This is a genomic window from Nonomuraea sp. CA-218870, from assembly GCF_050936535.1.
GTDB lineage: Bacteria > Actinomycetota > Actinomycetes > Streptosporangiales > Streptosporangiaceae > Nonomuraea > Nonomuraea corallina.
Genome location: NZ_JBNJMN010000001.1, coordinates 1,395,325 through 1,421,643, shown reverse-complemented (window position 1 = coordinate 1,421,643; position 26,319 = coordinate 1,395,325). Strand labels below are relative to the sequence as shown.

General features: G+C 70.8%; 25 protein-coding genes. 7 read left to right on the top strand and 18 right to left on the bottom strand.

Features of this window, described 5'->3' with window-relative positions; translation table 11 throughout:
* Positions 1-32: 32 nt before the first annotated feature.
* Positions 33-512, bottom strand: a complete 480-nt coding sequence (locus tag ACQEUU_RS07245; protein WP_433062004.1) for a hypothetical protein — start codon at positions 510-512, stop codon at positions 33-35.
* Positions 513-611: 99 nt separating this feature from the next.
* Between ACQEUU_RS07245 and ACQEUU_RS07240 the strand changes: the two genes are divergently transcribed.
* Positions 612-1,631, top strand: a complete 1,020-nt coding sequence (locus tag ACQEUU_RS07240; RefSeq protein WP_433062001.1) for an adenosine deaminase — start codon at positions 612-614, stop codon at positions 1,629-1,631.
* Here ACQEUU_RS07240 and ACQEUU_RS07235 read toward each other — a convergent pair.
* Entirely contained in the window at positions 1,620-2,426 is an 807-nt protein-coding gene (locus tag ACQEUU_RS07235; RefSeq protein WP_433061998.1) for a hypothetical protein, read from the bottom strand. The two genes, ACQEUU_RS07240 and ACQEUU_RS07235, sit on opposite strands and share 12 nt — an antisense overlap.
* Entirely contained in the window at positions 2,413-2,970 is a 558-nt protein-coding gene (locus tag ACQEUU_RS07230) for an RNA polymerase sigma factor (protein ID WP_433061995.1), read from the bottom strand. The genes ACQEUU_RS07235 and ACQEUU_RS07230 overlap by 14 nt, the downstream gene beginning before the upstream one ends.
* Before the next feature lie 99 nt (positions 2,971-3,069).
* Here ACQEUU_RS07230 and ACQEUU_RS07225 point away from each other — a divergent pair, with 99 nt between their 5' ends.
* Positions 3,070-3,804: a class I SAM-dependent methyltransferase gene (locus ACQEUU_RS07225; protein WP_433061992.1), complete on the top strand. Its 735-nt coding sequence runs from the start codon at positions 3,070-3,072 to the stop codon at positions 3,802-3,804.
* A 9-nt stretch (positions 3,805-3,813) separates the two neighbouring features.
* Here the strand turns inward: ACQEUU_RS07225 and ACQEUU_RS07220 are convergent, their stop codons facing one another.
* The 10 genes from ACQEUU_RS07220 to ACQEUU_RS07175 form a co-directional block, all read right to left on the bottom strand.
* Complete coding sequence (locus ACQEUU_RS07220; protein WP_433061989.1) at positions 3,814-4,701, bottom strand: carbohydrate ABC transporter permease; 888 nt, start codon at positions 4,699-4,701, stop codon at positions 3,814-3,816.
* The gene (locus tag ACQEUU_RS07215) at positions 4,701-5,585 is read right to left on the bottom strand and encodes a carbohydrate ABC transporter permease (RefSeq protein WP_433061986.1); all 885 of its coding nucleotides are present in this window, start codon (positions 5,583-5,585) and stop codon (positions 4,701-4,703) included. Before ACQEUU_RS07215 ends, ACQEUU_RS07220 begins: the two co-directional genes overlap by 1 nt.
* Positions 5,586-5,655: 70 nt before the next feature.
* Positions 5,656-6,921: an extracellular solute-binding protein gene (locus tag ACQEUU_RS07210; protein WP_433061983.1), complete on the bottom strand. Its 1,266-nt coding sequence runs from the start codon at positions 6,919-6,921 to the stop codon at positions 5,656-5,658.
* A 196-nt stretch (positions 6,922-7,117) separates the two neighbouring features.
* Positions 7,118-8,980 (bottom strand): acyl-CoA dehydrogenase family protein, encoded by a 1,863-nt coding sequence (locus ACQEUU_RS07205; protein ID WP_433061981.1) that lies wholly within the window; start codon positions 8,978-8,980, stop codon positions 7,118-7,120.
* A gap of 483 nt (positions 8,981-9,463) precedes the next feature.
* Positions 9,464-10,609, bottom strand: a complete 1,146-nt coding sequence (locus ACQEUU_RS07200; RefSeq protein ID WP_433061978.1) for an acetyl-CoA C-acetyltransferase — start codon at positions 10,607-10,609, stop codon at positions 9,464-9,466.
* Positions 10,610-10,681: 72 nt separating this feature from the next.
* A complete protein-coding gene (locus ACQEUU_RS07195; RefSeq protein WP_433061975.1) occupies positions 10,682-11,344 on the bottom strand; it encodes a hypothetical protein in 663 nt (220 codons plus the stop codon).
* Between the two features lie 24 nt (positions 11,345-11,368).
* On the bottom strand, positions 11,369-12,121 hold the full coding sequence (locus ACQEUU_RS07190; RefSeq protein WP_433061972.1) for a class F sortase: 753 nt from the start codon (positions 12,119-12,121) through the stop codon (positions 11,369-11,371).
* Positions 12,122-12,127: 6 nt separating this feature from the next.
* A complete protein-coding gene (locus ACQEUU_RS07185; RefSeq protein ID WP_433061969.1) occupies positions 12,128-13,441 on the bottom strand; it encodes a hypothetical protein in 1,314 nt (437 codons plus the stop codon).
* A 99-nt stretch (positions 13,442-13,540) separates the two neighbouring features.
* Positions 13,541-14,329, bottom strand: a complete 789-nt coding sequence (locus tag ACQEUU_RS07180) for a class F sortase (protein ID WP_433061966.1) — start codon at positions 14,327-14,329, stop codon at positions 13,541-13,543.
* Positions 14,326-15,633 carry a hypothetical protein gene (locus ACQEUU_RS07175; protein ID WP_433061963.1) on the bottom strand — a complete coding sequence of 436 codons (1,308 nt, stop codon included), beginning with the start codon at positions 15,631-15,633 and terminating at the stop codon, positions 14,326-14,328. The genes ACQEUU_RS07180 and ACQEUU_RS07175 overlap by 4 nt, the downstream gene beginning before the upstream one ends.
* A gap of 218 nt (positions 15,634-15,851) precedes the next feature.
* Here ACQEUU_RS07175 and ACQEUU_RS07170 point away from each other — a divergent pair, with 218 nt between their 5' ends.
* The gene (locus ACQEUU_RS07170; protein WP_433061960.1) at positions 15,852-16,997 is read left to right on the top strand and encodes an acyl-CoA dehydrogenase family protein; all 1,146 of its coding nucleotides are present in this window, start codon (positions 15,852-15,854) and stop codon (positions 16,995-16,997) included.
* A gap of 38 nt (positions 16,998-17,035) precedes the next feature.
* On the top strand, positions 17,036-17,197 hold the full coding sequence (locus ACQEUU_RS07165; protein WP_270155872.1) for a hypothetical protein: 162 nt from the start codon (positions 17,036-17,038) through the stop codon (positions 17,195-17,197).
* Here the strand turns inward: ACQEUU_RS07165 and ACQEUU_RS07160 are convergent.
* The 3 genes from ACQEUU_RS07160 to ACQEUU_RS07150 all read right to left on the bottom strand — a co-directional run bounded on the left by ACQEUU_RS07160 (position 17,194) and on the right by ACQEUU_RS07150 (position 21,016).
* Positions 17,194-17,970 carry an alpha/beta fold hydrolase gene (locus ACQEUU_RS07160; RefSeq protein ID WP_433061957.1) on the bottom strand — a complete coding sequence of 259 codons (777 nt, stop codon included), beginning with the start codon at positions 17,968-17,970 and terminating at the stop codon, positions 17,194-17,196. The two genes, ACQEUU_RS07165 and ACQEUU_RS07160, sit on opposite strands and share 4 nt — an antisense overlap.
* Before the next feature lie 16 nt (positions 17,971-17,986).
* The gene (locus ACQEUU_RS07155; protein ID WP_433061954.1) at positions 17,987-20,215 is read right to left on the bottom strand and encodes a SpoIIE family protein phosphatase; all 2,229 of its coding nucleotides are present in this window, start codon (positions 20,213-20,215) and stop codon (positions 17,987-17,989) included.
* Positions 20,216-20,311: 96 nt separating this feature from the next.
* The gene (locus tag ACQEUU_RS07150; protein WP_433061951.1) at positions 20,312-21,016 is read right to left on the bottom strand and encodes a metal-dependent transcriptional regulator; all 705 of its coding nucleotides are present in this window, start codon (positions 21,014-21,016) and stop codon (positions 20,312-20,314) included.
* Positions 21,017-21,115: 99 nt separating this feature from the next.
* Between ACQEUU_RS07150 and ACQEUU_RS07145 the strand changes: the two genes are divergently transcribed.
* A complete protein-coding gene (locus ACQEUU_RS07145) occupies positions 21,116-21,745 on the top strand; it encodes a UdgX family uracil-DNA binding protein (RefSeq protein WP_433061949.1) in 630 nt (209 codons plus the stop codon).
* Positions 21,746-21,778: 33 nt separating this feature from the next.
* On the opposite strand, the gene ACQEUU_RS07140 is transcribed toward ACQEUU_RS07145, so the two are convergent.
* Complete coding sequence (locus ACQEUU_RS07140; protein ID WP_433061946.1) at positions 21,779-23,014, bottom strand: MFS transporter; 1,236 nt, start codon at positions 23,012-23,014, stop codon at positions 21,779-21,781.
* Positions 23,015-23,025: 11 nt separating this feature from the next.
* Entirely contained in the window at positions 23,026-23,679 is a 654-nt protein-coding gene (gene pdxH, locus ACQEUU_RS07135; protein ID WP_433061944.1) for a pyridoxamine 5'-phosphate oxidase, read from the bottom strand.
* A gap of 236 nt (positions 23,680-23,915) precedes the next feature.
* Between pdxH and ACQEUU_RS07130 the strand changes: the two genes are divergently transcribed.
* Together ACQEUU_RS07130 and serC are read left to right on the top strand one after the other, a co-directional pair.
* Positions 23,916-25,022: a citrate synthase 2 gene (locus tag ACQEUU_RS07130; RefSeq protein WP_270155878.1), complete on the top strand. Its 1,107-nt coding sequence runs from the start codon at positions 23,916-23,918 to the stop codon at positions 25,020-25,022.
* A 170-nt stretch (positions 25,023-25,192) separates the two neighbouring features.
* The gene (gene serC / locus ACQEUU_RS07125; RefSeq protein ID WP_433061941.1) at positions 25,193-26,302 is read left to right on the top strand and encodes a phosphoserine transaminase; all 1,110 of its coding nucleotides are present in this window, start codon (positions 25,193-25,195) and stop codon (positions 26,300-26,302) included.
* The last annotated feature ends 17 nt before the right edge of the window (positions 26,303-26,319 follow it).

Here is a 26,319-nt window from a genome sequence, read left to right as displayed (position 1 = left end):
CCCCGATGTGCGCACGCAGCGTCATCTGGGGACTACCCGGTGACCGCGTCGGCGATGCGGTCGATCTCGGTCGACAGGCCGGGGGTGGCGGAGACGTAGACGGCGGTGCCGGGGCGCTCCAGCCACATGAAGTGGTGCACCCCGCCGCCGGTCTCCCAGCTGAGCGCGGGCTTGCCGTGGTGCATCCCGAGCGTGGCGCGCGTGACGAGGGTGGCGAACTCCTCGGCGGTCCTGACCCCGCAGACGACGCCGACGTGCAGCCGCTCGGCGCCCCGGCTCCAGATCTCGCCCCTGACCTTGAGCTTGCGGGTGAGGGACCTGAGCTGCCGGAACGTACCGGACCTGGTCGTGCCGGGGGGCATGGCGGCGATCTCCACGAAGGCGGCGCCGCACGACAGCGCGGGCCCCGTCACGGCGGCGACCGGGCTGGGCCTGGCGATCTGCGGGGCGGGGGCGGACGGACCGCACGCGGCAAGGCTCAGTGTCAGGAACACCGAAGCCAGGCGCCGCATCACCACTCCATGACCGGAAGGCGGGAAAGGTCCCTAGTCTCCTACAGGAGCGGCGCCGTCGCGGCAAGTCGCAGCCCGGTCCAGTGGCAAAATGTGGCGATGGCAAGGTCCCTGCTCTCACTTCCCAAGGCCCACCTGCATCTTCACTTCACCGGCTCCATGCGCCACTCGACGCTGATCGAGCTGGCCAGGGAGCAGGGCCTCCACCTGCCCGACGCGCTGGAGGACGACTGGCCGCCGAGACTGCGGGCGACCGACGAGCGCGGCTGGTTCCGGTTCCAGCGGCTGTACGACATCGCCAGGTCGGTGCTGCGCCGGCCGGAGCACGTCCACCGGCTGCTGCGCGAGACCGCCGAGGACGAGATGGCGGCCGGGTCGCGATGGCTGGAGATCCAGGTGGACCCGTCGGGCTACCAGCAGCTGTTCGGCGGGCTGACGGCCACGCTTGAGCTGGTGCTGGACGCGGCCGAGCAGGCGTCGCAGGAGACGGGCGCCGGGATCGCGGTGGTGGTGGCGGCCAACCGGACGCGCCACCCGCTCGACGCCAACACCCTGGCCCGGCTGGCCGCCCAGTACGCCGGCAAGGGCGTGGTCGGGTTCGGGCTGTCCAACGACGAGCGGCGCGGGCAGGCCCGCGACTTCGACCGCGCGTTCCGCATCGCCAAGCGGGCCGGGCTGCTGGCGGTGCCGCACGGCGGGGAGCTGCTGGGTCCGCGGAGCGTGGCGCAGTGCGTGGACGACCTCGGCGCCGACCGGGTCGGCCACGGGGTCCGCGCGGCCGAGGACCGCCGGTTGATGGAACGGCTGGCCGAGCGGGGGATCTGCTGCGAGGTGTGCCCCACCTCCAACGTCGGCCTGGGGGTGGCCGAGAGGGCGGCGGACGTGCCGCTGCGCCGGCTGTTCGAGGCGGGGGTGCCGATCGCGCTCGGCTCCGACGACCCGCTGCTGTTCGGGGCGCGGCTGCTGCGCCAGTACGAGCTGGCCCGGGAGGTGTACGGGTTCGGCGACGCGCAGATCGCCGAGCTGGCGCGTCAGTCGATCAGGGCGTCGGCCGCGCCGGAGTCGGTCCGCAAGGAGCTGCTGAAGGGCGTCGACGACTGGCTGGCCTCACCGGAGTGAGCCGGCCAGCTCGACCGCCCGCGCCATCGACGGGGCCCCTTCCAGCCGGTGGCCGACCTCGCCCGACTGCCAGATGAGCGTGGGCCCGGCCTGGCGCAGCGGCACCGACTCCCCGTTCACCCGGGTGATGTAGCCGAGCGGGTGCGAGCCCCGCAGCCAGAAGCCGCCGACGCCGTCGACCTCGGTCTCCTCGGGGAACGGCGCGCCGAGCCGCTTGAAGAAGAACGGCTCCATCCGGCCGTCGAACTGGTCCAGCCGGATGCCGTCCGGCCAGAACATCGACACCACCCGGCCGCCGTCGCCGACGGTGACGCGCTCGGGCTCGCGCAGCGCGGTCAGCGTCCTGACGGGGAACGCGACCTGCCCGGCGACCTCCTCCGCCGGGACCTCCCGCTCCCCCGGCAGCGGGGCCGGCGTGGGCACCGGGGCCGGGGTCTCGCCGCCCAGGCGCAGCTCGATCCCGGCGTACCGGAGGACCGCCGTCACCGCCTGCCTGCCTTGCGGGGTCGCCGCCGTGACCGCGACCAGCGCCACCAGCACCGCCGCGACCACCCGCCGGCGCGTGCGCCACCTCCTGGCCGGCCGGCGGCCCCGCGCGCCGGCCCGTTCGGTCTCCAGCCCGGCCCGTTCGGTCTCCAGCCCGGCCCGTTCGGTCTCCAGCCCGGCCCGTTCGGTCTCCAGCCTGGCCCGTACGGCCGCCGCCACCTGCTCGGACGGCGGGGCCGGCACGTCGAGGGAGCCGGCCAGGGCGCGCAGTTCGGCCTCCAGGTCGTCGAAACGCTCATCCGAGCTCATGCCCCGCCTCCTCCCTGAGCCTGGCCAGGCCGCGGTGCGTCCTGGACTTGACGGTGCCCACCGGCCAGCCGAGCACCTGGGCGGTCTCGGCCTCCGACAGCTGTAAGAAGTACCGGCAGAGCACGGCCCGGCGTTCCCGCTCCGGCAGCGCACGGACCGCCTCCAGCAGCCGCGCGCGCCGGTCGGTGGCCACGGCCGCGCCCTCCGGGTCGTCGGGGGCCTTCACCTCTGCCGTGGCGCTCAGCCGTACCGTGAGCTCCGACCTGCGGCCGCGCGCCCGGGTCAGGTTGTGCGTCTCGTTGGCCACGATGCGCAGCAGCCACGGGCGGAACTCCGACTCGCGGCGGAACGACGCCAGATGCCGGAACGCCTTGACGAACGCCTCCTGCACCACGTCCTCGGCCTCGTCGCGCGCGCCGAACAGGACCGCGGTGCGGTGCGCGAGCGCGCTGTAGCGGGCGACCAGCACCTCGTAGGCGCTCAGGTCGCCCTCCAGCGAGCGGGCGATGGCCTCGGCGTCGTCCATGGGCGTGACCGATTCCATCGCATGAGCGGCCGGGACGGAAGAGCGTTCGGGTGACCTCGGCGGCCGGACGGGCACTAGACTCTGGCCATTCCCGCGACCCCGTAAGGATCGACGACTATGTCTTCTGGTTATGACCGTGTGGTGCAGCCGGCGGCCGGTGACGAGGCTCTGGAGAACCACCTCGGCGGCGACGAGGCGAAGAACTACCGGAAGTACGAGTTCGACATGGTCGCCCCGCACGTCGGCCGCTCCCTGCTGGAGATCGGCTCCGGGCTGGGCCATTTCGCCGAGCAGTTCCTGCCGCGGCTCGACCGGCTCGTGGTCAGCGACTTCGATCCCTACTGCGTCGAGCAGCTCAAGAAGCGCTTCGCCGGCCGTGACGACATCGACGTGCTGCAGTTCGGCCTGCCGACCGAGATCCCGCTCGAGGACAAGGTCGACACCGTCGTGATGATGAACGTCCTGGAGCACATCGAGGACGACGCCGAGGCGCTGCGCTCGCTGGCGCGCGTCACCCTGCCGGGCGGACGGATCGTCATCTGGGTGCCGGGCTACATGCAGCTGTACGGCGACTTCGACCGCAAGGTCGGCCACGTGCAGCGTTACACGCCCAAGACCCTGGCCGCGACCGTGGGCCGGGCCGGGCTGGACATCGAGGTGCTCAAGCCGATCAACTTCCTGGGCGGCATCGCCTGGTGGGCGGCGGTGCGCCGGGGCGGCGTGGGCTATCCGGACCCGCGCCTGGTCAAGATCTACGACCGGACGGTGGTGCCGATGACCCGGCTCATCGAGCGCTTCGTCCGGCCGCCGTTCGGGCAGACGGTCTTCTGCGTCGCCCGCGTCCCCGGCTGAGACCCGCCGTCACTTGATGGAGCCGGCCGTCAGGCCGCCGACGACCTTCCGTTCGATCAGGGCGAACAGGATGATGACCGGGATCGTCGCGATCACCGAGCCGGCGAACAGGTTCTGCCAGTCGACCTGGTACTGGCCGATGAACGAGTTGAGCGCCACGGTCAGCGGCTGGTTCTCCGGGGTGGTGGTCAGCGTCAGGGCGACGACGAACTCGTTCCAGGCCGCGATGAACGTGAAGATCAACGCGGTGATCACCCCCGGCATGGCCAGCGGGAGCGTGATGCGGAACAGCGCGCCGAAACGTCCGTTGCCGTCGATGAACGCGGCCTCCTCCAGCTCGCGCGGGATCGAGGAGAAGTACGCGTTGAGGATCCACACCGCGAACGCCAGGTTGAACCCGCCGTTGACCAGGATCAGCGACCAGATCGAGTCCACCAGCCCGAACTGGGAGAACTCCCGGTAGATGCCCACCAGCATCGACGTCGGCTGGAACATCTGGGTGATCAGCACGAGGATCAGGAAGAACGTCCGGCCCCGGAAGTCGTGGCGGGCGGAGTAGTAGGCGGCCGGCAGGGCCACCAGCAGCACCAGGACCGTGGAGCCCGCCGCCACCTGGAGGGTGACGACGAGGTTGCCCGCCAGGCCGCTGCTCCAGAAGTTGACCAGGTTGGACCATTCCCACTGGGCCGGCAGGAGGGTGGCGTCGCGGAGGTTCTCCTGGGGACGCAGCGAGGTCAGCAGCATCACCAGGTACGGGAACAGGAAGATGAACGCGACCACGTACGCGACGGCCGCGGTCACCGTGGTCTTGAGCCTGGGCATCGCGCGGTGCCTGACCGGCGAGGGCCGGGTGCGGGAGGGGCGCGCGGGCGCCTTCGGGGCCGTTCCCACTGCCATCACGCCACCGCCCTGTTCCAGCGCGAGATCTTGAGGAAGACCGCGGTGATCACGAGCACCATTCCGAAGTTGACCACCGACATGGCGGCGGACTCGCCGATGTCGGAGCTCTTGAGGATGAACATGAAGATGGTCGAGGTCGCCGTCGAGTAGCCCGGCTGGCCGTGCGTCATCGCCCAGATGATCGGGAAGCTGTTGAAGACGTTCATCATGTTGATCAGCACGGCGACGGTCAGCGCGGGCCGCAGCAGCGGCAGCGTGATCGACCAGTAGGTGCGCAGCCTGGAGGCGCCGTCCATCTTGGCCGCCTCGTACACGTCGGCGGGGATGGTGGCGAGGCCGGCGAGCAGCGCGTACGTGGTGAACGGGATGGACACGAACACCGCCACGAACACCAGCCACGGCATGGCGGTGGAGGCGTCGCCGAGCTGGTCGGCTGAGGCGCCGCCGAGCGCGTCGATGAGCCCGAGCCTCAGCCTGATCTGGTTGATGACGCCGACCTCGGGATCGAGCATCCACCGGAAGACGATGGCGGTCATCAGCACGGACGCGGCCCAGGGTGCGATCAGCGCCCACCGGGCGATCTTGCGGCCGGGGAAGCGCTGGTTGAACAGCTGGGCGAGGGCGAGCGAGATCACCACGGTGAGGACGACGACGGCCACCACCCAGATCACGCTGCGGACCATGATGTCGGCGAAGTCCTTCTCGGCGAACAGCTTCTCGTAGTTGTCGAAGCCGTTATAGCCGCGGACCACGCCCACCCGGCTGATCTTCAGGAACGAGGACCGGATCATCTCGACGACCGGCCAGAGCACCACGACCACGATCAGCACCACCGCGGGCCCGATCCAGGCCAGCGGCTCCAGGGCGCGCAACCTTCTCATAAAGCTCCTCCGTGGAGGGAGTACGGCCGGCGCCCCGGGGCGAGGCGCCGGCCGTACGGGCCCCCGTCGCTCAGCCGGCCTCGGCGGTCTTCTGCAGTTCGCCGAGGACCGCGGCGGGGTCGTCCTTGACGGCGCCGCCGATGGTCTGCTTGATCGCCGGGTTCAGCTCGGCCCACTTCGGGTCCTGGAACGGGTAGAAGCTGGCGTTGGGCAGCGCGTCCAGGAACGGCTTGAGCTTCTCGTCGCCCGACAGCTTCTCGATGCCGCCGTTGGTGACGGGCAGCAGCTTGTAGGTGTCGCTGATCTTCTGCGCGGCGGAGCCGGTGTAGAAGAAGTCGAGGAACTTCTTGATCTCCTCGGCGTGGCCGTTCTTGTTGAACGCCATGATCCAGTCCATGACGCCGAGGGTGGTGTCGAGCGGGCCGGTCTTGCCGGGGATGGGCGCGACGCCGTAGTTCTTCAGGCCGGCCGCGTCGAAGATCGGGATGGACATGGGGCCGCCGTTGACCATGCCGACCTTGCCCGCGCCGAAGTCCTCCCAGACCGTCTTGCGGTCCTTGGTGCCGGGGTTGGGGGTGGTCAGCCCGGCGTCGACCAGGCCCTTCATGTAGGTGAAGGTCTCGACGTTCTGCGGGGAGTCGATCGCCCACTTGCCGGAGGCGTCCTTGTAGCCGCCGCCGTTGCCGAGCATCCACAGGAACGACTCGCCCTGCGCCTCCTCCTGGCCGAGGGGGAGGCCGAACGGCTGGCTGACGCCGGCCGCCTTGAGCTTCTCGGCCGCGGCCTTGAGCTCGTCCCACGTCTTGGGCGGCTCGGCGACGCCGGCCTTGTCGAACAGGTCCTTGTTGTAGAACAGGGCGCGGGCGGAGGACACGAACGGGATGCCGTAGGCCGTGCCGTCGACCTTGCCGTACTCGGCGAACTTCTGCAGCAGGTCGCCGGACACGTTCGGGGACAGGACCTCGTCGACCTTGTGGAGCAGGTCGTCGGCGACGAACCCGGAGTAGTCGCCGGTCTGCAGGATGTCGGGCACCTGACCGTTCTGGATCATGGTGGCGACCTGCTTGTCGATGTCGTTCCAGTTGATGACCTGGACGTCGACCTTGATGTTCGGGTTGGCCGCCTGGAACTCGTCGACCACGCCCTTCCAGAACGTGTCGCCGGAGTTGGGCTTGCCGGGGCCGTCGCCGTAGTCGGCGGCGACCATCTTGAGCGTGACCTGGCCGCCGTCGGCCTGGTCACCGCCGCCGCCACCGCTGTCGGGCGTGCTGGAGCCACAGCTGGTCAGGACCAGCACGGTAGCCAGGCCGAGAGCGGCGCCGCCCACAAGTCTCATTCTCACCGTAAGTACCGCCTTCTCATCGGACAGGTCATGCTGGTCCGTACCAGCCGCCAGACGCTGCCCAGGTGTATCGCGCCGCGACCGCCGCGACGCCACGCGTTTGCGCAAGCGTAAGCGCGGGCTCGCCAGCCGGTCTATACCGGAGAGTTGCGGAACGACAACAACTTTCGCCGTCTGGTCTAGACCAGAGTCAGCGGGTCTTCCGGCGCACGTTCTCCCCGCCCTCCGGCTCGCCGATCCACGGCCCCTCGATCGACGGGTCGAGGATGCCCTCCTCCAGGAAGGAGTAGCGGCCGTCGAGCACGTAGCGGGCCAGCCGCACGTCGTGGTCGTCGCTGTTGTCCCAGAGCCGGTCGAACAGCGCGTCCACCCGCCCCCTGGCCTGCCTGCAGAACGTGTCGGCGAGCTCCTGCGGGCGGCGTCCGAGGTCACCGGCGTCCTCGGCGGCCTTGACGCAGGCCGCGGTCATGGCGAACAGCTCGGCGCCGATGTCGACGATCCGGCCGAGGAACGCCTGCCTGTGCTCCAGCCTCCCCTGCCAGCGGGACATGCCGTAGAAGAGGGATCGGGCCAGCTTGCGGCTGGTCCGCTCCACGAAGCGCAGGTGGGTCGACAGCGGGCCGAACCCCGCGTAGGAGGTCGGCACCTGACCCGCGCCGGTGACCAGCGACGGCAGCCAGCGGGCGTAGAAGCGGGCGGCCCGCCTGAGCGCCTGGGCACGCGCCTGCCGTGAGGCCTCCGGGTCGATCAGCTCGCCCGCGGCGCTCAGGTGGGCGTCGACGGCCTCGCGCGTGATGAGCAGCCTCATGATCTCGGAGGAGCCCTCGAAGATGCGGTTGATCCGGGTGTCGCGCAGCATCTGCTCGGCCGGCACGCCACGCTCGCCGCGCGCCGCCAGCGACTCGGCGGTCTCGTAGCCGCGCCCGCCCCTGATCTGGACCAGCTCGTCGAGCACCTGGTAGGACAGCTCGGTCGCGTACAGCTTGGCCAGCGCCGCCTCGATGCGGATGTCGCTGCCCTTCCCGTCGGCCAGCCTGGCGGTCAGGTCCGAGACGGCCTCCAGGGCGTACGCGGTCGCGGCGATGAAGGCGACCTTGGTGGCGACGGCCTCGTGCTCGCCCACCTTGCGCCCCCACTGGACGCGGGCGTTGCCCCACTCACGGGCGATCTTCACCGCCCACTTGGCGTGCCCGGCGCAGGAGGCGGGCAGCGACAGCCGGCCGGTGTTGAGGGTGGTCAGGGCGATCTTGAGCCCCTCCCCCTCACGGCCGATCAGGTTCGCCGCCGGCACCCTGACCTGGGAGAACTCCGTCACCCCGTTCTCGATGCCACGCAACCCCATGAACGCGTTGCGCCGCCTGACCGTGATGCCCGGCGAGTCGCCCTCGACCACGAAAGCGCTGATCTTCTTCCCGGTACGGGCCATCACCACGAGCAGATCGGCGACCACCCCGTTGGTGGTCCACAACTTGACCCCGTCGAGCACGTACTCGTCGCCGTCGCGCACCGCCGTGGTCGACAGCCGGGCCGGGTCGGAGCCCACGTCGGGCTCGGTGAGCAGGAACGCGGAGATCTCCCCGCGCGCGCACCGGGGCAGGAACGCGCGCTTCTGCTCCTCGGTGCCGAACAGCTTCAGCGGCTGCGGCACCCCGATCGACTGGTGCGCCGACAGCAGCGTCGCCAGCGCCGGGCAGTACGAGCCGACCAGCATGAGCGCGCGGCAGTAGTACAGGTAGGGCAGGCCGAGCCCGCCGTACTCCTCGCCGATCGTGATCCCGAAGGCGCCCAGCCCGGCCAGGCCCTTGACCACCTCGTCCGGGATGCGCCCGTCACGCTCGATCGCGGCCGGATCGACGTGCGTGTCGAGGAAGCGCCGGACCGCCCGGACGAACTCCTCCCCGCGCTTGGCGGCCTCGTCGGGCGGCGCGGGGACCGGATGCACCAGATCCAGCCGGAGATCTCCGAGAAACAGCTGCTTGGCGAAGCTCGGGCGGGTCCACTCTCGCTCACGGGCCTGCTCGCCGAGCTCCCTTGCCTTGGCGTACTCGCTCATAGCATCCTCCCGCCGACAGTACGCCTTATCCTCACGGCGAGAAAGGACCCTCGTCAGCAGGGGAACCGGAGGGGCCGAGGCCGACGGTGACGGATAAATCGGTTGTGCAGCGCCTTAGGGGACATCTACCGTCAAGGGCATGCGCCTTTACCAGTGATGAGCCGGGGCCTTGAAGCCCGGCCGCGAAGCCGACACCCGTTCCCTGTCATTGCGTAAAGGAGCCTTCTTATGCGTGCCCATATTTCCGGCAAGTCCGGTAAGTCAGTCAAGCGCCCGCCCGTGCAGATGCCTCGGCTGCCGCAGCGCCCCATCGCGCCGCCCCGCCGCATCCCGCCCAAGGGCCGCTGATCCCCAAGCCACTACCAGGATGGTGGTAGAAGCGGACGGCGCCCCGCCCCCACGAAGGGGGGCGGGGCGCCGTTCGCGTCGGAGGCCGGGGGCGGGGTCGCCCGCCAAGGTCCCCGCCGCCGGCCCCGACGAGCCTCAGAGGCGCTCGATGATGGTGACGTTGGCCTGGCCGCCGCCCTCGCACATCGTCTGCAGGCCGTACCTGCCGCCGGTGCGCTCCAGCTCGTTCAGCAGCTTCGTCATGAGGACTGTGCCCGTCGCGCCCAGCGGGTGGCCCAGGGCGATGGCGCCGCCGTTGGGGTTGACCCGGGCCGGGTCGGCGCCGAGCTCCTTGATCCAGGCGAGCGGCACCGGCGCGAACGCCTCGTTGATCTCCACCACGTCGATGTCGTCGATCGACAGCCCGGCCTTGCTCAGCGCCTTCTGCGTGGCCGGGATCGGCGCGGTCAGCATGTAGACCGGGTCGTCGCCGACGATCGTGAGCTGGGTGATGCGCGCCCGCGGGGTCAGGTTGTGGTCCCTGACGGCCTGTTCCGAGGCGATGAGCAGGGCGCCGGAGCCGTCGGAGATCTGGGAGGAGGTGGCGGCGGTGATCTGGCCGCCCTCCTTCAGCGTCTTCAGCGACGCCATCTTCTCCAGCGTCGTGTCGGCACGCGGGCCCTCGTCGTCCTCGACGCCGTTGATCGGCGCGATCTGCTCCTTGAAGTAGCCGTTGGCGATGGCCTTGGCCGCCCGCTGGTGGGACTCCAGGGCGAAGCGCTCCAGCTCCTCGCGCTTGAGGCCCCACTTCTCGCACATCAGCTCCGCGCCGCGGAACTGGGAGATCTCCTGCTTGCCGTACCGCTCGACCCAGGTCTCGCCGAACGGGAACGGCATGCCCTTCTCCAGGGCGGCGGAGATCGACGAGCCCATCGGCACGATGCTCATCGACTCGACGCCGGCCGCCACCACCAGGTCCTGCGTGCCCGAGAGGACGCCCTGCGCGGCGAAGTGGATCGACTGCTGCGAGGAGCCGCACTGGCGGTCGATGGTCACGCCGGGGGTCGTCTCCGGCAGCCCGGCCGACAGCCAGGCGTTGCGGGCGATGTCCATGCTCTGGGGGCCGAACTGCATGACGCAGCCCATGATCACGTCTTCCACCGCCGCGGGATCGACCCCGGTGCGGTCGATCAGCGCCTTGAGCGTGTGCGCCGCCAGGTCCGTGGGGTGGACGGTGGAAAGGCCGCCCTTCTTCTTCCCGACCGGGGTCCGGACGGCCCCGACGATGTACGCCTCTGCCACTGTGCCTCCTGTAAACCGAGCAATATTCGGTTCTCTCCCCGAGAGTACAGCAGAACTATGATCGGTTGCCTATCACGAAGGCGGCAGAAGATCCTCCGGCCGGTCGACGCGGAACCGCCATCTGTCCACGACCAGCCCGTTCAGCGCCTCCGACAGCGCCAGTGCCAGGGTGCCCAGTTTGGCCTGGTCGTCACCGCGCAGCTCGACGGCGGTCAGCTCGGCCGCGAACGGCAGCAGCTCCCCGGCGGCGGGCGGGCGGCCCTTCTCCGGCACGACCAGGACGCGGACACCGCCGGCGACGAAGACGAACTCCTCCTCCTGCTCGACCTCGCCCTCCAACAGCTCGATCAGCTCCTCGGCGGCGGGCGGGGCCGGCAGGATGACCGCGGGGCCGCCCGGCCGGCTCTCGTCGGCCGGGTCGTCCACCACGCCCCGGCACACGGCCAGCCCGCCCAGCCGGAACGCCAGCCCCTCCGCCAGGTGACGGTCGAAGAAGTCGACGGGCAGCGGGCCCTCAGCCGTCACCCGGCACGCCCACACCTGCTCCAGCTCGCCGCCGACCAGGTCGGGCTCCGCCTCCACGGGCGCGTGCACCCGCACGTCCACCGCGACGATGTCGTCGCCGTCCTCCCGCGCCCCCGGATCGGCCAGGCGTACCAGCCGCAGCAACTCCGCGCGGTCCGGCCTGGCGGGCAGCGCCGCCGTGGGGCCAGTACGCAGTCTCCGCTTCGCCATCCAGCCCATTGCGCGCCTCCGCGGTCAGCTTCGATAGGAGCTCGTCATCGTGGCGTACACGATGACATTGTCGGTGTAGTGGCCGGTGTTGCGGTTGTAGGCGCCACCGCAGGTGATCAGGTGGAGCTGCGCGTTCTGCTGCGGCCCGTACACCCGCTCCGTCGGGAACGTCTTCTTGTCCGCCTGTTCGACGCCGCCGACCGTGAACACGGCCGTGACGCCGTCCTGCCGCTTGACCTCGATCGTGTCGCCGTTGCGCAGCTCGGGCAGGCGGCTGAACACGGCACTGCGCGTCCGGGTGTCCTTGTGGCCGAGCAGCACCGCCGGGCCGGCCTCGCCCGGGGTCGACATGTTGCGGTACCAGCCCACCAGGTTGGGGTTGTCCGCCGGCGGCACCTGGATCGTGCCGTCCCTGGCCAGGCCCACGGACCTGACCGGGGCGTCGACGCCGAGCCGCTTGATCTTCAGCCGTACCGGCGTCGACGGCAGCATCGCCGCCGCCGGCTGGATCTGCGGCAGCGGCGGCGGCGCGTCCGGGTCCGCCTGCCACAGCGCCTGCTCCGCCTTCCCGTCAGGCTGCGCGGTCAGGCCCAGCGAGTCGCGGTCGCTCGCCAGCCCGTACTCCTCCGGAGAGCCGAGCACGATGAACATCCCGGCGACCACGGTCACCACTCCGGCGATCGCCGCGACCAGCAACGTCGTCCGCAACGCCCTCCCGCCGTCGTCCTGCGGCTGAGGCGGCGGTACGGGTGAGCCGTACGGATACTGGTTGACCATGGCCGATCACCCCCTGGTGGCGCGCCGGCGCATCAGCAGCCCGCCGCCCCCGGCGGCCAGGACCAGCATCGACCCGGCGAGGATGAACATCCGCCCGTCAGGCCCGGCCTCTCCGCCGGCCCCGGTGGCCACCCCGTCCTTGGGCGTCCGCGACGACCGCCTCGTCGGGCTGGTCTCCTCGTCGGGCGTCTCGGTGACGATCACCGTGGTGGTCCTGGTCGGCGTCGGGGTGGTGTTGCTCGGGCTGGGACTGGGACTGGGACTGGGACTCGGGCTGGGGCTCGGCGACGCGCTGCCCGCGGTGACCTGGAACGTGAAGGTCGGCAGGCCGGTCGCCGGAGCCGCGCACTTGACGGCCGCGGCGGCCGCGGTCGTGCCGAAGGCCAGGTCTCCGGGCGTGATGGTGACGGTGCCGGCGGTCGTGGGTCGCACCTTGATGGTCACGGTGGGCAGGGTCGTCAGGCTCTGCCCGGCCGTCCCGGTGGCGGCGGCCTCGCCCGTCGCGGTGGCGGCGGCTCCGGCGCCGCTGGCCTTGACCGTGGCGAAGAACTTGCTGCCGGCCGGGAAGCCGCCCGTCGGCACCTTCAGCTCGTCACCGGTCGTCTGCACGGCGCTCGCCCAGGTGATGGAGGCGTCCTGGTTGGTCTTGGCCCCGGTCGGCATGGTCGCCGTGATCTTGACGTCCACGGTGGCGGGGTAGGCGGGGTCGGTGCCGCTGGTGGTGGCGAGCGTGCACTGGTAGGAGACCACGTTGTCGCCGCCACCGCCGGCGCCGATGGGCACCTCCAGCACCTCGGTGGATGTGGTGGTGCAGGTCGTCACGGTGGTTGCGGCCGAGGCGAGGGCCAGCGTGAGGTTCGCGGGCTTGACGGTCACGTTGCCGGTCGCCGCCGCGGTGACCGCGACGGGATAGATCACGTCACCCGCAGGGACAGCGGTCTGGTTGGCCGCGACCTCGGCCCCCGTCTTCGGGCCCGGGGTGACCGTGCCGTTCGTGACCGTCAGCGTGGCGTTGGCCGACACGGTCGTCGCGGTCGTCGCCGCCTGGCGGAGGGTCAGAGCGGGGATGCCGACGGTGACGTTGACCGGCGATCCCGCCGCCGCCGAATCAGGGGCGCTCAGCTTGACCGTGATGGACGTGTTGCTGAAAGGGCCGCCGCTGCAGGCGTAGGTGAAGCTCTTCTCGGCCACGAGCGTCGCCGCACTGGCGGGGGCCGAGCCGACGAGCAGCGAACCAGCGAGAAGGACGGAGGTGCCCACCAGCACTAAGGCCGAGGAGGTCTTCTGGGCGAGGCGGCGCCGCGCCTGGGACGTCAGCACTGTCCTACTCCAATTCAGCACAGTCTTCATGGTCACGTCGAGCCAAGAGCATACGGACTCATCCTGTCAGGCTTCTGTAAACCGCCAAAACCCCGTCCGTCAGCCCTTCTTCTTCGACAGCGTCGCGTACACCACGATGTTGTCGGTATAGCTGTGCGCCTTCTTGTTGTAGACGCCTCCACAGGTGATCAGGCGGAGCTGGGCGTCGTTGGTGTTGCCGTAGACCCGGTTCGTCGGGAACGTCTTCTTGCTGACCTGCTCGATCCCGCTCACGGTGTAGCGGGCGACCTTGCCGTCCGACCTGTACACGTAGATGTGGTCGCCCTTGGCCAGCTCACCGAGGCGCTTGAAGACGGCCGCGCCCTTCTTGGTGCTGACGTGGCCGTTGATGATCGAGGGGCCGAGCTCGCCGGGGAGCGGGCTCTTGTTGTACCAGCCCGTCAGGTTCGGCTTGCTGAGCGGCGGGGTGCCGAGGACGCCCGTCTTGGAAAGCTTGACGGCGCCGATCCTCGCGTTGACCTTGATCTCGGGGATCTTGATCCGGGTCGGCCTGGTCCTGGCCTTGGCGGCCTTGGACTTGACCGGCGGGATCGCCGCCACGGTCGGCACGGCGGCCAGAGGCGGCGGCGCCTCCAGGCGGGCGGGGGTGAGCGGCACGTCCTTGCCGCCGGGGCCCACGGTGGGAGCGAGCTGGAAGGCGCCCGCGTTCTGGAACTGCACCGCCGTCGGCTCGCCCTGCTGGGCCTGAGGGACCGGCCCTGATCCGTCGTCCACCGGCGGGATGAACGACAGCAGGCCGACCATGATGACGCCGACGCCGCCGAGCGAGCCGGCGATCAGCAGCGCCGGCGTGGCGCGGCTCGTCGGGGACTTCTGCGGCTGGGTCATCGGTCCATCCCTCCGGCGTGCTCGGCCCGGCGGCGGCGCATCAGCAGGCCGCCGGTGACGCTGCCCATCAGCAGCAGGCTTCCGCCCAGCAGCAGGCCGGGTGAGCCGGTCTCCCGTTCGGGCGCCTCACCGGTGTCCACCCCGCCCGTCGGGGTCGCGAGGACCTGCGCCTTGTAGTTCGTGACGGTGGGGTTGACGGTGGGCGTCGCGGTGGGCGTCGCGGTGCCTCCCGGCACCACGACGCTCACGTGCCCGCTCGACGTGGGGAAGGGGTGCCGGCCGGGCGGGGTGGTGCTGGTGCTGGTGCTCGGCGTCGGCGACGTGGTGTCCGTCGGGTCGTCGGTCGGCTGGTCGGTGTCCGTGGGGGTCGAGGTCGGGGTGACCGTGTCCGTCGGGCCGGGGCTCGATCCACCGACGTTGATCTCGACCGTGCCCGGGTTGTTGGTGATCGTGCAGGTGGCCCGGTGCAGCGTCGGCGGGTTGATCATCTCCGCGGTGAGCAGCTTGAACGCGTCGAGATGGATGTTCTTGCCGTCGTCCAGGGCCCGCACGGCCAGCCGGTGGAACCCGTACGGCAGATCGTCGCGCCGCCACAGGGTGGAGTTGCCCTGGATGACGTTCGTGGGCTCGCCGGTCTCGGTCCTGGACGTGTCCACGATCGCGGACTCGTCGTCGTCGATGATCACGCGGATCCGGCCGACGTCGGGCATCCGGCGGCCGAGGACCTCGAACCCGGTGCCGTGGAACTTGATGACCGCCTCATCCGTGCGGTTGCTGGTGGTGTGCAGGTCACGCCCGTGGTCGCCGTACTGCATCGGGAGGGAGCCCTGGTAGGCCCAGCCGGGACCCTTGTACGTGATCCGGTCCAGCGCGTCGTCGTTGACGACCTCCTCGCCGGCGGGCGGGACGAAGTCGACGGTGAGGTTCTGCGGCGTGAGCCTGATCACGCCTTCCTCGGTCATGTGCGCCTCGGACGACATGCCTTCGGGCGCTTCGAGGCGCTGGTTGGGCTGGAGCGCGCCCTGCTCCTCGACCCCGCGCGGCTGCAGGACGCCGTTCCAGGCGCCTTCCAGCTTGACGTTGCCGACGAGCGAGACCTGGGCTCCGGGCGGGAAGTAGCCGGGTGACATGAACCGGCGGGTGCCGGTGTACTCGACCGCCCAGCCGAGCGAGAGCATGCTGCCCGTCTGCACACTGGTCGGGATCTTCACCCGGGCCGTGAGCGTCACCGGCGCGTTCCCGGCCACGCCGTCGGTGCAGCTGTAGTCCACGACCAGGTTGAAGGTCTGGGCCTCAGCGGGCATGGTCAGAAGGCCGGCCGAGGCCACCAAGCCGACCGATGCGGCGATCCACGCCTTACGCCACCGACTCACGGCAGTTCTCCGATCACGCACACGGAACCGAAGGTAGATCTTAGGGTCGACAACCGGAGCAACAGGTACAACTCCCGGCACTTGTGATGAACCCGTGTCCAGACGCCAGAATCGTATTCTGGTCGCATCGAACCCACCTTGGAGGCGTCATGGAGCGAGACCTCTTCGACGAGGAACACCTGCTCTTCCGGGAGACCGTCCGCGAGTTCATGACCCGCGAGGTCGCCCCCCACCACGACCAGTGGGAGAAGGACGGCATCGTCCCCCGGGACATCTGGAAGAAGGCCGGAGAGGTCGGCATGTTCGGGTTCTCGGTGCCCGAGGAGTACGGCGGCGCCGGCATCAAGGACTTCCGCTACAACGCGGTCATCGTCGAGGAGCTCATCGGCAAGGGCGCCTCCGGCCTGGGCTTCTCGCTGCACAACGACGTCATGGCCCCGTACCTCGTGGATCTGACGGACGACGGGCAGAAGGAGCGCTGGCTGCCCGGGTTCGTCAGCGGCGAGCTGATCACCGCCATCGCGATGACCGAGCCGGGCGCCGGCAGCGACCTGCAGGGCATCAGGACGACCGCGGTCCGCGAAGGCGATCACTACGTGGTCAACGGGCAGAAGACGTTCATCACCAACGGCATCAACGCCGACCTCGTCGTGGTCGTCGCCAAGACCGACCCGTCGGCCGGCGCCAGGGGCGTGACGCTGCTGGTCGTGGAGCGGGGCATGGAGGGCTTCGGCCGCGGCCGCAACCTCGACAAGATCGGGATGAAGGCTCAGGACACCGCCGAGCTGTTCTTCGAGAACGTGCGGGTGCCGGTCGCCAACCGCCTGGGCGCCGAGGACGGCCAGGGCTTCTTCCAGCTGATGAACAACCTGCCGCAGGAACGGATGTCGATCGCCGTGGCGGCCGTGGCGGCGGCTGAGACGGTGCTGGCCGAGACGATCGAGTACTGCAGGAACCGTCAGGCGTTCGGCCGCAACCTCGGCTCGTTCCAGAACACCCGGTTCGTGCTCGCCGAGCTGGCCACCGAGACCGAGATCGCCCGCCACTACGTGGACAAGTGCATCCTGGCGCTCAACGCCGGCACGCTCACCGCGGTCGACGCGGCCAAGGCCAAGTGGTGGACGACCGAGCTGCAGACGAAGGTCATCGACCGGTGCCTCCAGCTGCACGGCGGCTACGGCTACATGATGGAGTACCCGGTGGCCAAGGCCTGGCTCGACAGCCGGGTGCAGACCATCTACGGCGGCACCACCGAGATCATGAAGGAGATCATCGGCCGGTCCTTCGGCTTTTGACGCGCGCGGATCCGAGCCGGCGGCGCATACTGGACAGCATGGACAGCGGCCTGATCCTCCTGGTCTTCCTGGCCCTGCTGTTCGCCTGGGGCCTGAACCGGGTGCGCCGGGCGATCCGGCTCGGACCCCTCGGCTACGCCGGAGTGATGATCGTCTTCATCATCGTCATGCTCCTGCTGTGGGGCCAGACGATGCGTTAGCCGCCGCTGCCCTCCAGCAGCACCCGCGTCACCAGCGCCGGGTCGTCGGTCATCGGCAGGTGGCCGCAGCCCTTGAGCAGCCTGACCCGCTGACCCGACCATTTGGCGGCGCGGACCGCCTGGCGGCGCGGCAGCAGCCGGTCGCGCTCGCCCCAGGCGATGGTGATCGGCGACTTGGGCGGCGCGGGCGGCATCACGTTCGTGAACGACTCCAGCGTCTCGTCGAACCCGCTCGCCGAGGCGAGCGCCTGCGTCGCGGCGAGCAGCGCGGTCGGCGTCATGCGGGACGGGTGCGCGACCATCAGGCCGACCGACAGCGCCCGGCCTACCGGGTTCTCCGCCAGCTCGGCGGCCCGCTCCGGCGGCAGCGAACGCGCCGTCCTCCGGGTCGCCCTGAGCATCGCCTGGCAGTAGAGCAGCTCGGAGCGGGACCAGAACCCGGCGGGCGACAGCGCCGTCGCCGTGCGTACGGTGCCGCGCGCGGCCAGCTCCAGCGCCAGGTAGCCGCCGAGCGAGTTGCCCGCGACGTGCGGGTCGCGGACGCCCAGCAGCGCGCAGAACGACTCGACCGCGTCGGCCAGCGACTCAGGGGTGTAGGGGACGCCCTCCGGCAGCCCGGGCGAACGCCCGAACCCGGGCAGGTCGATGGCGATCACGTCACGCGCCGCCGCCAGCCGATCCAGCACCGGCAGCCACCCCTGCCAGTGGTGACCGATGCCGTGGATCAGAATCAGCGGCTCGCCGGTGCCCCGGCGGTCAAAGGCCAGCTCCATTCAGGCAGTGAACCACTCACCGGCCCCTGGTGGGAATCTCGAACCAGACCGCTTTGCCTTCCCTGGTGGGACGCGAGCCCCAGCGCTTGGCCAACTGGTCGACGAGGTAGAGGCCGCGGCCGCCCTCGTCGTTCTCGCCCGCGCTGCGGATGCGCGGCAGCCGCAGGTCCTGGTCGAAGACCTCCACCCAGACGGACTCCTCGCCGCGGCGCAGCCGGAGCGTGAACTCCTTGTCGCCGGCCACCTCGTCGTCGAAGCTGTCGAAGCCCGGCATGTCCCACGACTCCTCGAAGGGCAGCGGCGGCCCGTCGACCACCAGCTCCCTGCGCGGCACCGTGGCGGTCGAGGCGTGCAGCACCACGTTGGTGACGACCTCGGAGACCAGCAGGCAGGCCAGCTCGGCCCGCTCCTCGGGGACGTTCCAGTCGGCGAAGGCGTCGGAGGCCATCCGCCGCGCCTCCCCCACCATGATCGGCTGGGCCGGGAACGTGCGCTCCGCGACGTCGAGGTCCTCGTCGCTGGAGCGGATGACCAGGATCGCCATGTCGTCGTCGATCTCACCGGGCACGGCCACCGTGGCCGCCTCGGCGATGCGCTCGACCTCGGCCTTGGTCATCGTGGCGAGCTTCTCGCAGAGCACGCCCAGCGTCTCCTGCTCGTCGGGCCGCGGGCCGGAACGGGCCGGGCGGCGATCGACCAGGCCGTCGGTGTAGAGCAGCAGCGCGGCGCCGGGAGGAAGCGTGCGGGTCTCCTCCTTGTAGACCAGGTCGGCGTGCATGCCCTTGGCGCGCACGCCCAGCGGCTGGCCGACCTCCTCGATGTCGAGCTCCACGCACTCGCCGTCGCTCAGCAGCAGCGGCGGGGCGTGGCCCGCGTTGGCGAACGACAGCTGCCGCGACCAGGCGTCGTAGACGAGGTACTGACAGGTGACGATGGGCGGGACGCTGATGTCGGCGCCGGAGTCGTCCTTCTCCGGGGTGGCGATGATGCGGGTCCACTCGTCGAGCCTGGCCAGGATGTCGGCCGGCGACTTGTCGTCCTGCGCGAAGGCGCGCAGCGCGGCCCGCAGCTGGCCCATGATGGCGGCCGCCTTGGCGCCCCGGCCCTCCACGTCGCCGATCACGATGCCGACCCGGCCCGCCGAGAGCGGGATCACGTCGTACCAGTCGCCGCCCACCTGGGTCTGGATGCCCTGCCCGTGGGAGGCGAGCGGCGCGGCGGGATAGTAGCGGACCGCGATGTGGAGCCCGTCGAGCTGGGGCAGCGCCCCCGGCAGCAGGTGCTTCTGGAAGGACTCGGCGGTGTGGCGCTCCTCCTCGAACAGCAGCGCGTTGTCGATGGCGACCGCGACGCGGGTGGCGATGGCGCCGACGAAGTCGCGGTCGAAGGCGTCGTAGTGAGGGCTGCGGCGCTCGGTGAGGTCGGACAGCCCGAGGTACATCAGGCCGAGCGTCTCGCCGCGCACGGTGAGCGGCGCCACGATCGCCGAGTTCATGCCGACCTGGCCGCACAGCCGCGCGCTGCTCTCGCTGGGAGACGGGAAGTCGTTGCCGGCGAAGTCGTCGACGAGGATGGTCTCCTGGCGGCGCAGCGCGGCGTCGGCGTAGTGGCCGGCCGGATAACGGATCTCCGCCCCGACGGGCATCCACGTCCCGGGCGGCGGCTCCCACCCCTGCACGTGCTGGGAGACCCGGCGCACCAGCCGGTCGCCCTCCATCAGCTCGATGAAGCAGTGGTCGGCGAACTGCGGGACGAGCATCTCGGCCACCCGCTTGAGCGTCTCCTCCACGTACAGCGAGCCGGCCAGCCGCTCGCCGATGCGCTCCAGCAGCCCGAAGCGGTCCTTCTCCCGCTCGTTGCTGCGCAGCGCCTCGCGGGCGGTGATGACGATGCCGGTCACCGAGCCCGACGGGTGGCGCAGCGGCACCGCCTGGGCGCGGACGTAGACGATGGCGCCGTCACCGCGGCGGACGTCGAACGTGCCCTCCCAGACGTTGCCCTTGAGCACGTGCTTGGCCAGCTCGATCGCCTGCGGCTGGTCCTTCTCCATGATGCCGAAGGAGAGCACGGAGGAGTCGCGCGCCGACTTGCCCGGCCGGCCGAACAGCTTCTCGGCGAACGGGTTCCAGTAGAGGAGGTTGCTGAACCGGTCCGTCACCACCACGGCCATCTCGGCATGGTCGAGGACCGACGAGGCGGCCAGCTGATCGGCCGCGTCGTGGGACAGATCCCCCCATCGCGTCATCCGGAGACCACTCCTCGGGGAAGCGTGCGGGAAAGGACCACGAGCGCTCCTGCAACAGTCTTGGCCGGGGGGGAGTGGAGGGTCTCCCGGATGAGATCAGCGCCTGGACACGAAGACGTGTGCCGCCACGTCGCGCGGAATCTCCGCGAGAGAGTCGTTCGCGTCACCGTCACCTGTCACCCGCACACCGTCGTCGCTCGCCGCGAGCGTCACCTCGCGTCCGGGTTGTATCCCAACTTGCTTGAGTTTAAGCATCAGAGCGGGATCGCTTTGCACTTGTTCGCTAATTCGGCGCACGGTCACGGGCACGGCATGGGAGCCGGCGACCTCGACCATGGGGGTGAGCTGGGACTCCGCCCCCTCGGCGGCCTCCTCGGCGCCGAGTTCGGCCAGGCCGGGGATGGGGTTGCCGTGCGGGCAGGACGTGGGGTTGCCCAGCAGCTTGACCAGGCGCTGCTCCACCGACTCGGACATCACGTGCTCCCAGCGGCAGGCCTCGACGTGCACCTCCTCCCAGGGCATGCCGATCACGTCGATCAGCAGGCACTCGGCGAGGCGGTGCTTGCGCATCACCCGCGTGGCGAGGGTGCGGCCGAGCTCGGTCATCGCCAGGTGGCGGTCGCCCTCGACGCGGACGAGACCGTCGCGCTCCATCCGGCCCACGGTCTGGCTCACGGTCGGGCCGCTCTGCTGCAGGCGCTCGGCGATGCGGGCGCGGAGGGGGATGATGCCCTCCTCCTCGAGCTCGTAAATCGTACGGAGATACATCTCCGTGGTGTCGATCAGGCCGTGTGCGGTCAAGGCTCCTCCCTCATGCCATGCTAGCCGGTCGTCTCGGGACTGAGCCCTTCCGCTGCGGGCACAGGATCAGGTCGAAGCCTAGGGGGAGAACGACCGGCGATGACAAAGAACGGCAACAACTCAGCGGCTGCTTTCCTTCCCGAAAGTCACGATCTCGAGTCGTTGCGTGACGCGGCGGCGGGCTGTGAGGGGTGCGGCCTGTTCCGTGACGCCACCCGGACGGTGTTCGGCGAGGGCGCGGAGCGCGCCCGCTACATGCTCGTCGGTGAGCAGCCGGGCGACCAGGAGGACCGGCAGGGGCATCCGTTCGTCGGCCCGGCCGGCCGGGTCCTGGACCGCGGCCTGGACGAGGCGGGGATCGACCGCGACGAGGTGTACGTCACGAACGCGGTCAAGCACTTCTCCTTCACCGACCGGGGCAAGCGGCGAATCCACAAGAAGCCGACGGCGGCCGAGATCGACGCGTGCCGGCCGTGGCTGGAAGCGGAGCTGGCCGCGGTACGGCCGGAGGTGGTCGTGGTGCTGGGCGCCACGGCCGCGCGGTCGCTGCTGGGCCGGGCGTTCCGGGTGACCGAGCGGCGCGGCGAGCCGATGCCGATGGGCGAGGCGCTCGCTGTGGCCACCGTCCATCCTTCCGCGGTGCTGCGGGCCCCCGACCGCGACGCCGCGTACGCCGGGTTCCTCGCGGACCTGCGGATCGCGGCCGGCGCGGTCCACCGCACCCGCTGACCACCGGGGCCCGCGCTCCGCCGGTGCCCGCGCTCAGCGCGAGCGGTAGTTCCTGAAGCTCGCCACCGACAGCCCGGCGACCAGGACCGCGAGCGCGCACGCGAGCCCGCCGCCGATCCACGCCGTCGAGAGCCCGAACGCCGTCGCGGTGGCGCCGGCGCGCACGTCGCCCAGCCGCGGTCCGCCCGCGACCACCACCATGAACACGCCCTGCAGCCGCCCGCGCATCTCGTCGGGCGCGTAGAGCTGCAGGATCGACTGCCGCCACACCGACGACACCACGTCGGCCGCGCCCCCGACGGCCATGAACGCCACCACGAGCCAGAGCTGGTCGGCCATCCCCGCCGCCGCCACGGCCAGCCCCCACAGCGCGATGACGAGGACGAGCGCCAGCCCCTGCCGCTTGACCCGGGTGACCCAGCCGGAGAACAGCCCGCCGAGCACCGCGCCGATGGCCATCGCGGAGTTGAGCCAGGCCAGCGCCAGCAGCGACCCGCCGAAGCGCTGGTCGGCCAGCTCCGGGAAGAGCGCTCTGGGCAGCGCGAACACCATGGCGATGATGTCGACGGCGAACGACATCAGCAGGATCGGGCTGGTGACGATGAACCGCAGCCCCTCCCCCACCGACCGCCAGCCGGGCCTGGACACCTCGCCGAGCGGGGGCAGCGCGGGCAGCCGGAAGGCGGCGTACAGGCCGGCCGTGAACAGCACCGCGTCCACCGCGTACGCGGCCGCGAACCCGCCCTCCTGCAGCACCACGCCGCCGACCATGGGACCGCCGACCGCGCCGATGCTGTAGACGAGCGAGTTGAGCGCGTTGGCCGACGGCACCAGTTCGGGGGGCAGCAGCCTGGGGATGATCGCGCCTCTGGTGGACGAGCTGATCGCGAACCCGGCCGCGCTCAGCCCCACGGCGGCGAGCAGCGTGTAGACGTTCGGCACGCCGGCGACGGCCTGCGCCAGGATGAGCACGATGCCGAGCCAGGCCACCAGCGACCCGGCGACGAGCAGCTTGCGCCGGTCCACCGCGTCGGCCACGGCCCCGCCCCAGAGCCCGAACACCACCAGCGGGATCAGGTTGGCCAGGCCCAGCATGCCGACCCAGAACGAGGAGCCCGTTAACTCGTAGACCTGCTGGCTGACCGCGACCACGGTGACGCCGAGCCCGACGTGCGAGACCGCCTGCCCGATCCAGATGCGCCGGTAGGCGGGCACCCGCAGCGGCCGGGTGTCGACCAGATGGCGCTTGACGAACTCCCCGAATGACACAAGCGGTCAGATTAAGGGGCAAGCCTCTCCAGCACCCAGCCGCCCTGGCCGCGGCGGTAGCGGAGCCGGTCGTGCATCCGGTCCATCCGCCCCTGCCAGAACTCCACCTCGCGCGGCGTCACCAGGTAGCCGCCCCAGAAGTCGGGCACCGGCGGCTCCTCGGGCCAGCGGGCCGAGAGCTCCTCGTAGCGGGCGTCCAGGACCTCCCGCGAGCGCACGACCGCGGACTGGCGCGAGGCCCACGCGCCGATGCGCGACCCGTACGGCCGGGAGGCGAAGTAGGCGGCCGACTCCTCGTGCGACAGGCGGGTCACCGTGCCCTCGACGCGCACCTGGCGGCGGATGGGATGCCAGGGGAACAGCAGCGACGCCCGCGGGTTCTCGGCCAGGTCGCGGCCCTTGCGGGACTCGTAGTTGGTGTAGAAGACGAACCCGCGCTCGTCGTACTCCTTGAGCAGGACCGTGCGGGCGCTGGGCCGGCCGCCGGCGGAGGCGGTGGCCACCACCATGGCGTTCGGCTCCGGCAGGCCGGCGTCGAGCGCCTCCTGGAACCAGGTGGTGAACTGGACGACCGGATCGGCCGCGACGGCGGTTTCGAGCAGCGGTTCGCCCACGTACGAGCGGCGAAGCCCCGCCAGCGAGGGCGGGCGCGAGGTGGCATCCACGAGAAGGTATTCTTGCGCGCCCGGCGGACGAGCCCCATACCAGGCCCCCTACCTGCGGTTTTGCCCTATCGGCGGGTCCGGCGACCGGGCACGGGAAGGGAGGGGGTTAAATTGACCCGCCGGTATCTCGACATCAACATAGCGGAACGCTCACAGGACGAGCCGAAGAGTCCTGCGGCGTCCGCGACCACTGGCTCAGCAATGCCGGAACATGGCAGGAAAGGGAGGCGGCCGACGTGTCCGACTTCAAACCCGGCCTCGAGGGCGTCGTAGCCTTCGAGACCGAGATCGCGGAACCGGACAAAGAAGGGGGCGCCCTTCGATACCGGGGCGTCGACATCGAGGAGCTCGTCGGCCGTGTCCCCTTCGGACACGTCTGGGGGCTGCTGGTCGACAACAAGTTCCAGCCGGGCCTCCCCCCGGCGGAGCCGTACCCCATTCCCGTCCACTCCGGCGACATCCGCGTCGACGTGCAGAGCGCGCTGGCCATGCTGGCTCCCGCCTACGGCTTCAAGCCGCTGCTCGACATCGGCGACGACGAGGCGCGCGACCAGCTCGCCCGCGCCTCGGTGATGGCGCTGTCCTTCGTGGCCCAGTCGGCGCGCGGCCTCGGCCTGCCGATGGTGCCGCAGAAGCGCGTCGACGAGGCCAAGACCATCGTCGAGCGCTTCATGATCCGCTGGCGCGGTGAGCCCGACCCCAGGCACGTCAAGGCCATCGACGCCTACTGGACCTCCGCGGCCGAGCACGGCATGAACGCGTCCACGTTCACCGCCCGCGTCATCGCCTCCACCGGCGCCGACGTGGCGGCGGCGCTCTCCGGCGCGGTCGGCGCCATGTCGGGCCCGCTGCACGGCGGCGCCCCGGCCCGGGTGCTGCACATGATCGAGGGCGTCGAGCAGATGGGCGACGCGAAGAAGTACGTGCAGAGCGAGCTCGACAAGGGCCAGCGTCTCATGGGCTTCGGCCACCGCGTCTACCGCGCGGAGGACCCGCGCGCCCGGGTGCTGCGCCGCACGGCCAAGGAGCTGGACGCGCCCCGCTACGAGGTCGCGGCGGCCCTGGAGAAGGCCGCCCTGGAGGAGCTGCACGCCCGCAAGCCCGACCGGGTGCTCGCCACCAACGTCGAGTACTGGGCCGCGGTGGTGCTGGACTTCGCCGAGGTGCCGTCCCACATGTTCACCTCGATGTTCACCTGCGCCCGCACGGCCGGCTGGGCCGCCCACATCCTGGAGCAGAAGCGCACCGGCAGGCTGGTCCGCCCGAGCGCGAACTACATCGGCCCGGCGTCCCGGCCGCTGTCGGACGTCCCAGGCGCCGACGAGGTCGTCGGCACCATCTGATCCACCGGCCTCACGAGTACGGCCCGCCGGCCTCCGGCGGGCCGTTGTCGTCCTCGCGCAGGCCGGGTTCGGTCCCGTTGTGACCATGATGCGCCCTGTCCGGCCCGGGGCGCCGTCTCAGATCGCGGACCGGGGACCAGGCAGTCGGCGCACGTCAGTAACCTGGTGAGGTGGCTGACATCGTGATTCCCGCAGACATCAAGCCCGCCGACGGCCGTTTCGGCTGCGGGCCCTCGAAGGTTCGCACCGAGCAACTGGCCGCGCTCGCCGCCTCCGGCGCGAGCCTCATGGGCACCTCCCACCGCCAGAAGCCGGTCAAGAACCTGGTCGGCCGCGTCCGCTCCGGCCTCGCCGACCTGTTCTCGCTGCCCGAGGGCTACCAGGTCGTGCTCGGCAACGGCGGCACCACCGCGTTCTGGGACATCGCCGCCTTCGGGCTCATCCGCGACCGGTCGCAGCACCTGTCGTTCGGCGAGTTCTCCTCGAAGTTCGCGACGGTCGCCAAGAAGGCGCCGTGGCTCTCCGACCCTTCGGTGATCAAGTCGGAGGTCGGCACCCATCCTCAGGCGGTCGCCGAGGACGGCGTCGACGTCTACGCGCTCACCCACAACGAGACCTCGACCGGCGTCGCCATGCCGATCGAGCGGGTCGGCGGCGACGACGCGCTGGTCCTGGTCGACGCCACGTCCGGCGCGGGCGGTCTGCCCGTCGACGTGTCCGAGACCGACGTCTACTACTTCGCCCCGCAGAAGAGCTTCGCCTCCGACGGCGGCCTGTGGATCGCGCTGATGTCGCCGCGCGCCCTGGCCCGCGTCGAGGAGATCGCGGCGAGCGGCCGGTTCGTGCCGGAGTTCTTCAGCCTGCCGGTGGCGATCGACAACTCGGCCAAGGACCAGACCTACAACACCCCGGCGGTGGCGACGCTGTTCCTGCTGGCCGACCAGCTCGACTGGATGAACGGCAACGGCGGCCTGGCCTGGACCACCGCGCGCACGGCCGACTCGGCGCAGCGGCTCTACACCTGGGCGGAGAAGTCGTCGTTCGCGAGCCCGTTCGCCGCTCCGGAGTTCCGCTCCCAGGTGGTCGGCACGATCGACTTCTCCGACGACGTGGACGCGGCGGCGGTGGCCAAGGTGCTGCGGGCCAACGGCATCGTCGACACCGAGCCCTACCGCAAGCTGGGCCGCAACCAGCTGCGCATCGCGATGTTCCCGGCCGTCGACCCGGCCGACGTCGAGGCGCTGACGGCCTGCGTCGACCACGTGGTCGAGCGCCTCTGACCTCCGCCCCCCGGGGC

Bases quoted from the DNA above. Each gene is read 5' to 3' on its own strand.
- ACQEUU_RS07245 (WP_433062004.1), bottom strand. From the start codon at position 512: ATGCGGCGCCTGGCTTCGGTGTTCCTGACACTGAGCCTTGCCGCGTGC.
- ACQEUU_RS07240 (WP_433062001.1), top strand. From the start codon at position 612: ATGGCAAGGTCCCTGCTCTCACTTCCCAAGGCCCACCTGCATCTTCAC.
- ACQEUU_RS07235 (WP_433061998.1), bottom strand. From the start codon at position 2,426: ATGAGCTCGGATGAGCGTTTCGACGACCTGGAGGCCGAACTGCGCGCC.
- ACQEUU_RS07230 (WP_433061995.1), bottom strand. From the start codon at position 2,970: ATGGAATCGGTCACGCCCATGGACGACGCCGAGGCCATCGCCCGCTCG.
- ACQEUU_RS07225 (WP_433061992.1), top strand. From the start codon at position 3,070: ATGTCTTCTGGTTATGACCGTGTGGTGCAGCCGGCGGCCGGTGACGAG.
- ACQEUU_RS07220 (WP_433061989.1), bottom strand. From the start codon at position 4,701: ATGGCAGTGGGAACGGCCCCGAAGGCGCCCGCGCGCCCCTCCCGCACC.
- ACQEUU_RS07215 (WP_433061986.1), bottom strand. From the start codon at position 5,585: ATGAGAAGGTTGCGCGCCCTGGAGCCGCTGGCCTGGATCGGGCCCGCG.
- ACQEUU_RS07210 (WP_433061983.1), bottom strand. From the start codon at position 6,921: ATGAGACTTGTGGGCGGCGCCGCTCTCGGCCTGGCTACCGTGCTGGTC.
- ACQEUU_RS07205 (WP_433061981.1), bottom strand. From the start codon at position 8,980: ATGAGCGAGTACGCCAAGGCAAGGGAGCTCGGCGAGCAGGCCCGTGAG.
- ACQEUU_RS07195 (WP_433061975.1), bottom strand. From the start codon at position 11,344: ATGGCGAAGCGGAGACTGCGTACTGGCCCCACGGCGGCGCTGCCCGCC.
- ACQEUU_RS07190 (WP_433061972.1), bottom strand. From the start codon at position 12,121: ATGGTCAACCAGTATCCGTACGGCTCACCCGTACCGCCGCCTCAGCCG.
- ACQEUU_RS07180 (WP_433061966.1), bottom strand. From the start codon at position 14,329: ATGACCCAGCCGCAGAAGTCCCCGACGAGCCGCGCCACGCCGGCGCTG.
- ACQEUU_RS07175 (WP_433061963.1), bottom strand. From the start codon at position 15,633: ATGCCCGCTGAGGCCCAGACCTTCAACCTGGTCGTGGACTACAGCTGC.
- ACQEUU_RS07170 (WP_433061960.1), top strand. From the start codon at position 15,852: ATGGAGCGAGACCTCTTCGACGAGGAACACCTGCTCTTCCGGGAGACC.
- ACQEUU_RS07165 (WP_270155872.1), top strand. From the start codon at position 17,036: ATGGACAGCGGCCTGATCCTCCTGGTCTTCCTGGCCCTGCTGTTCGCC.
- ACQEUU_RS07160 (WP_433061957.1), bottom strand. From the start codon at position 17,970: ATGGAGCTGGCCTTTGACCGCCGGGGCACCGGCGAGCCGCTGATTCTG.
- ACQEUU_RS07155 (WP_433061954.1), bottom strand. From the start codon at position 20,215: ATGACGCGATGGGGGGATCTGTCCCACGACGCGGCCGATCAGCTGGCC.
- ACQEUU_RS07145 (WP_433061949.1), top strand. From the start codon at position 21,116: ATGACAAAGAACGGCAACAACTCAGCGGCTGCTTTCCTTCCCGAAAGT.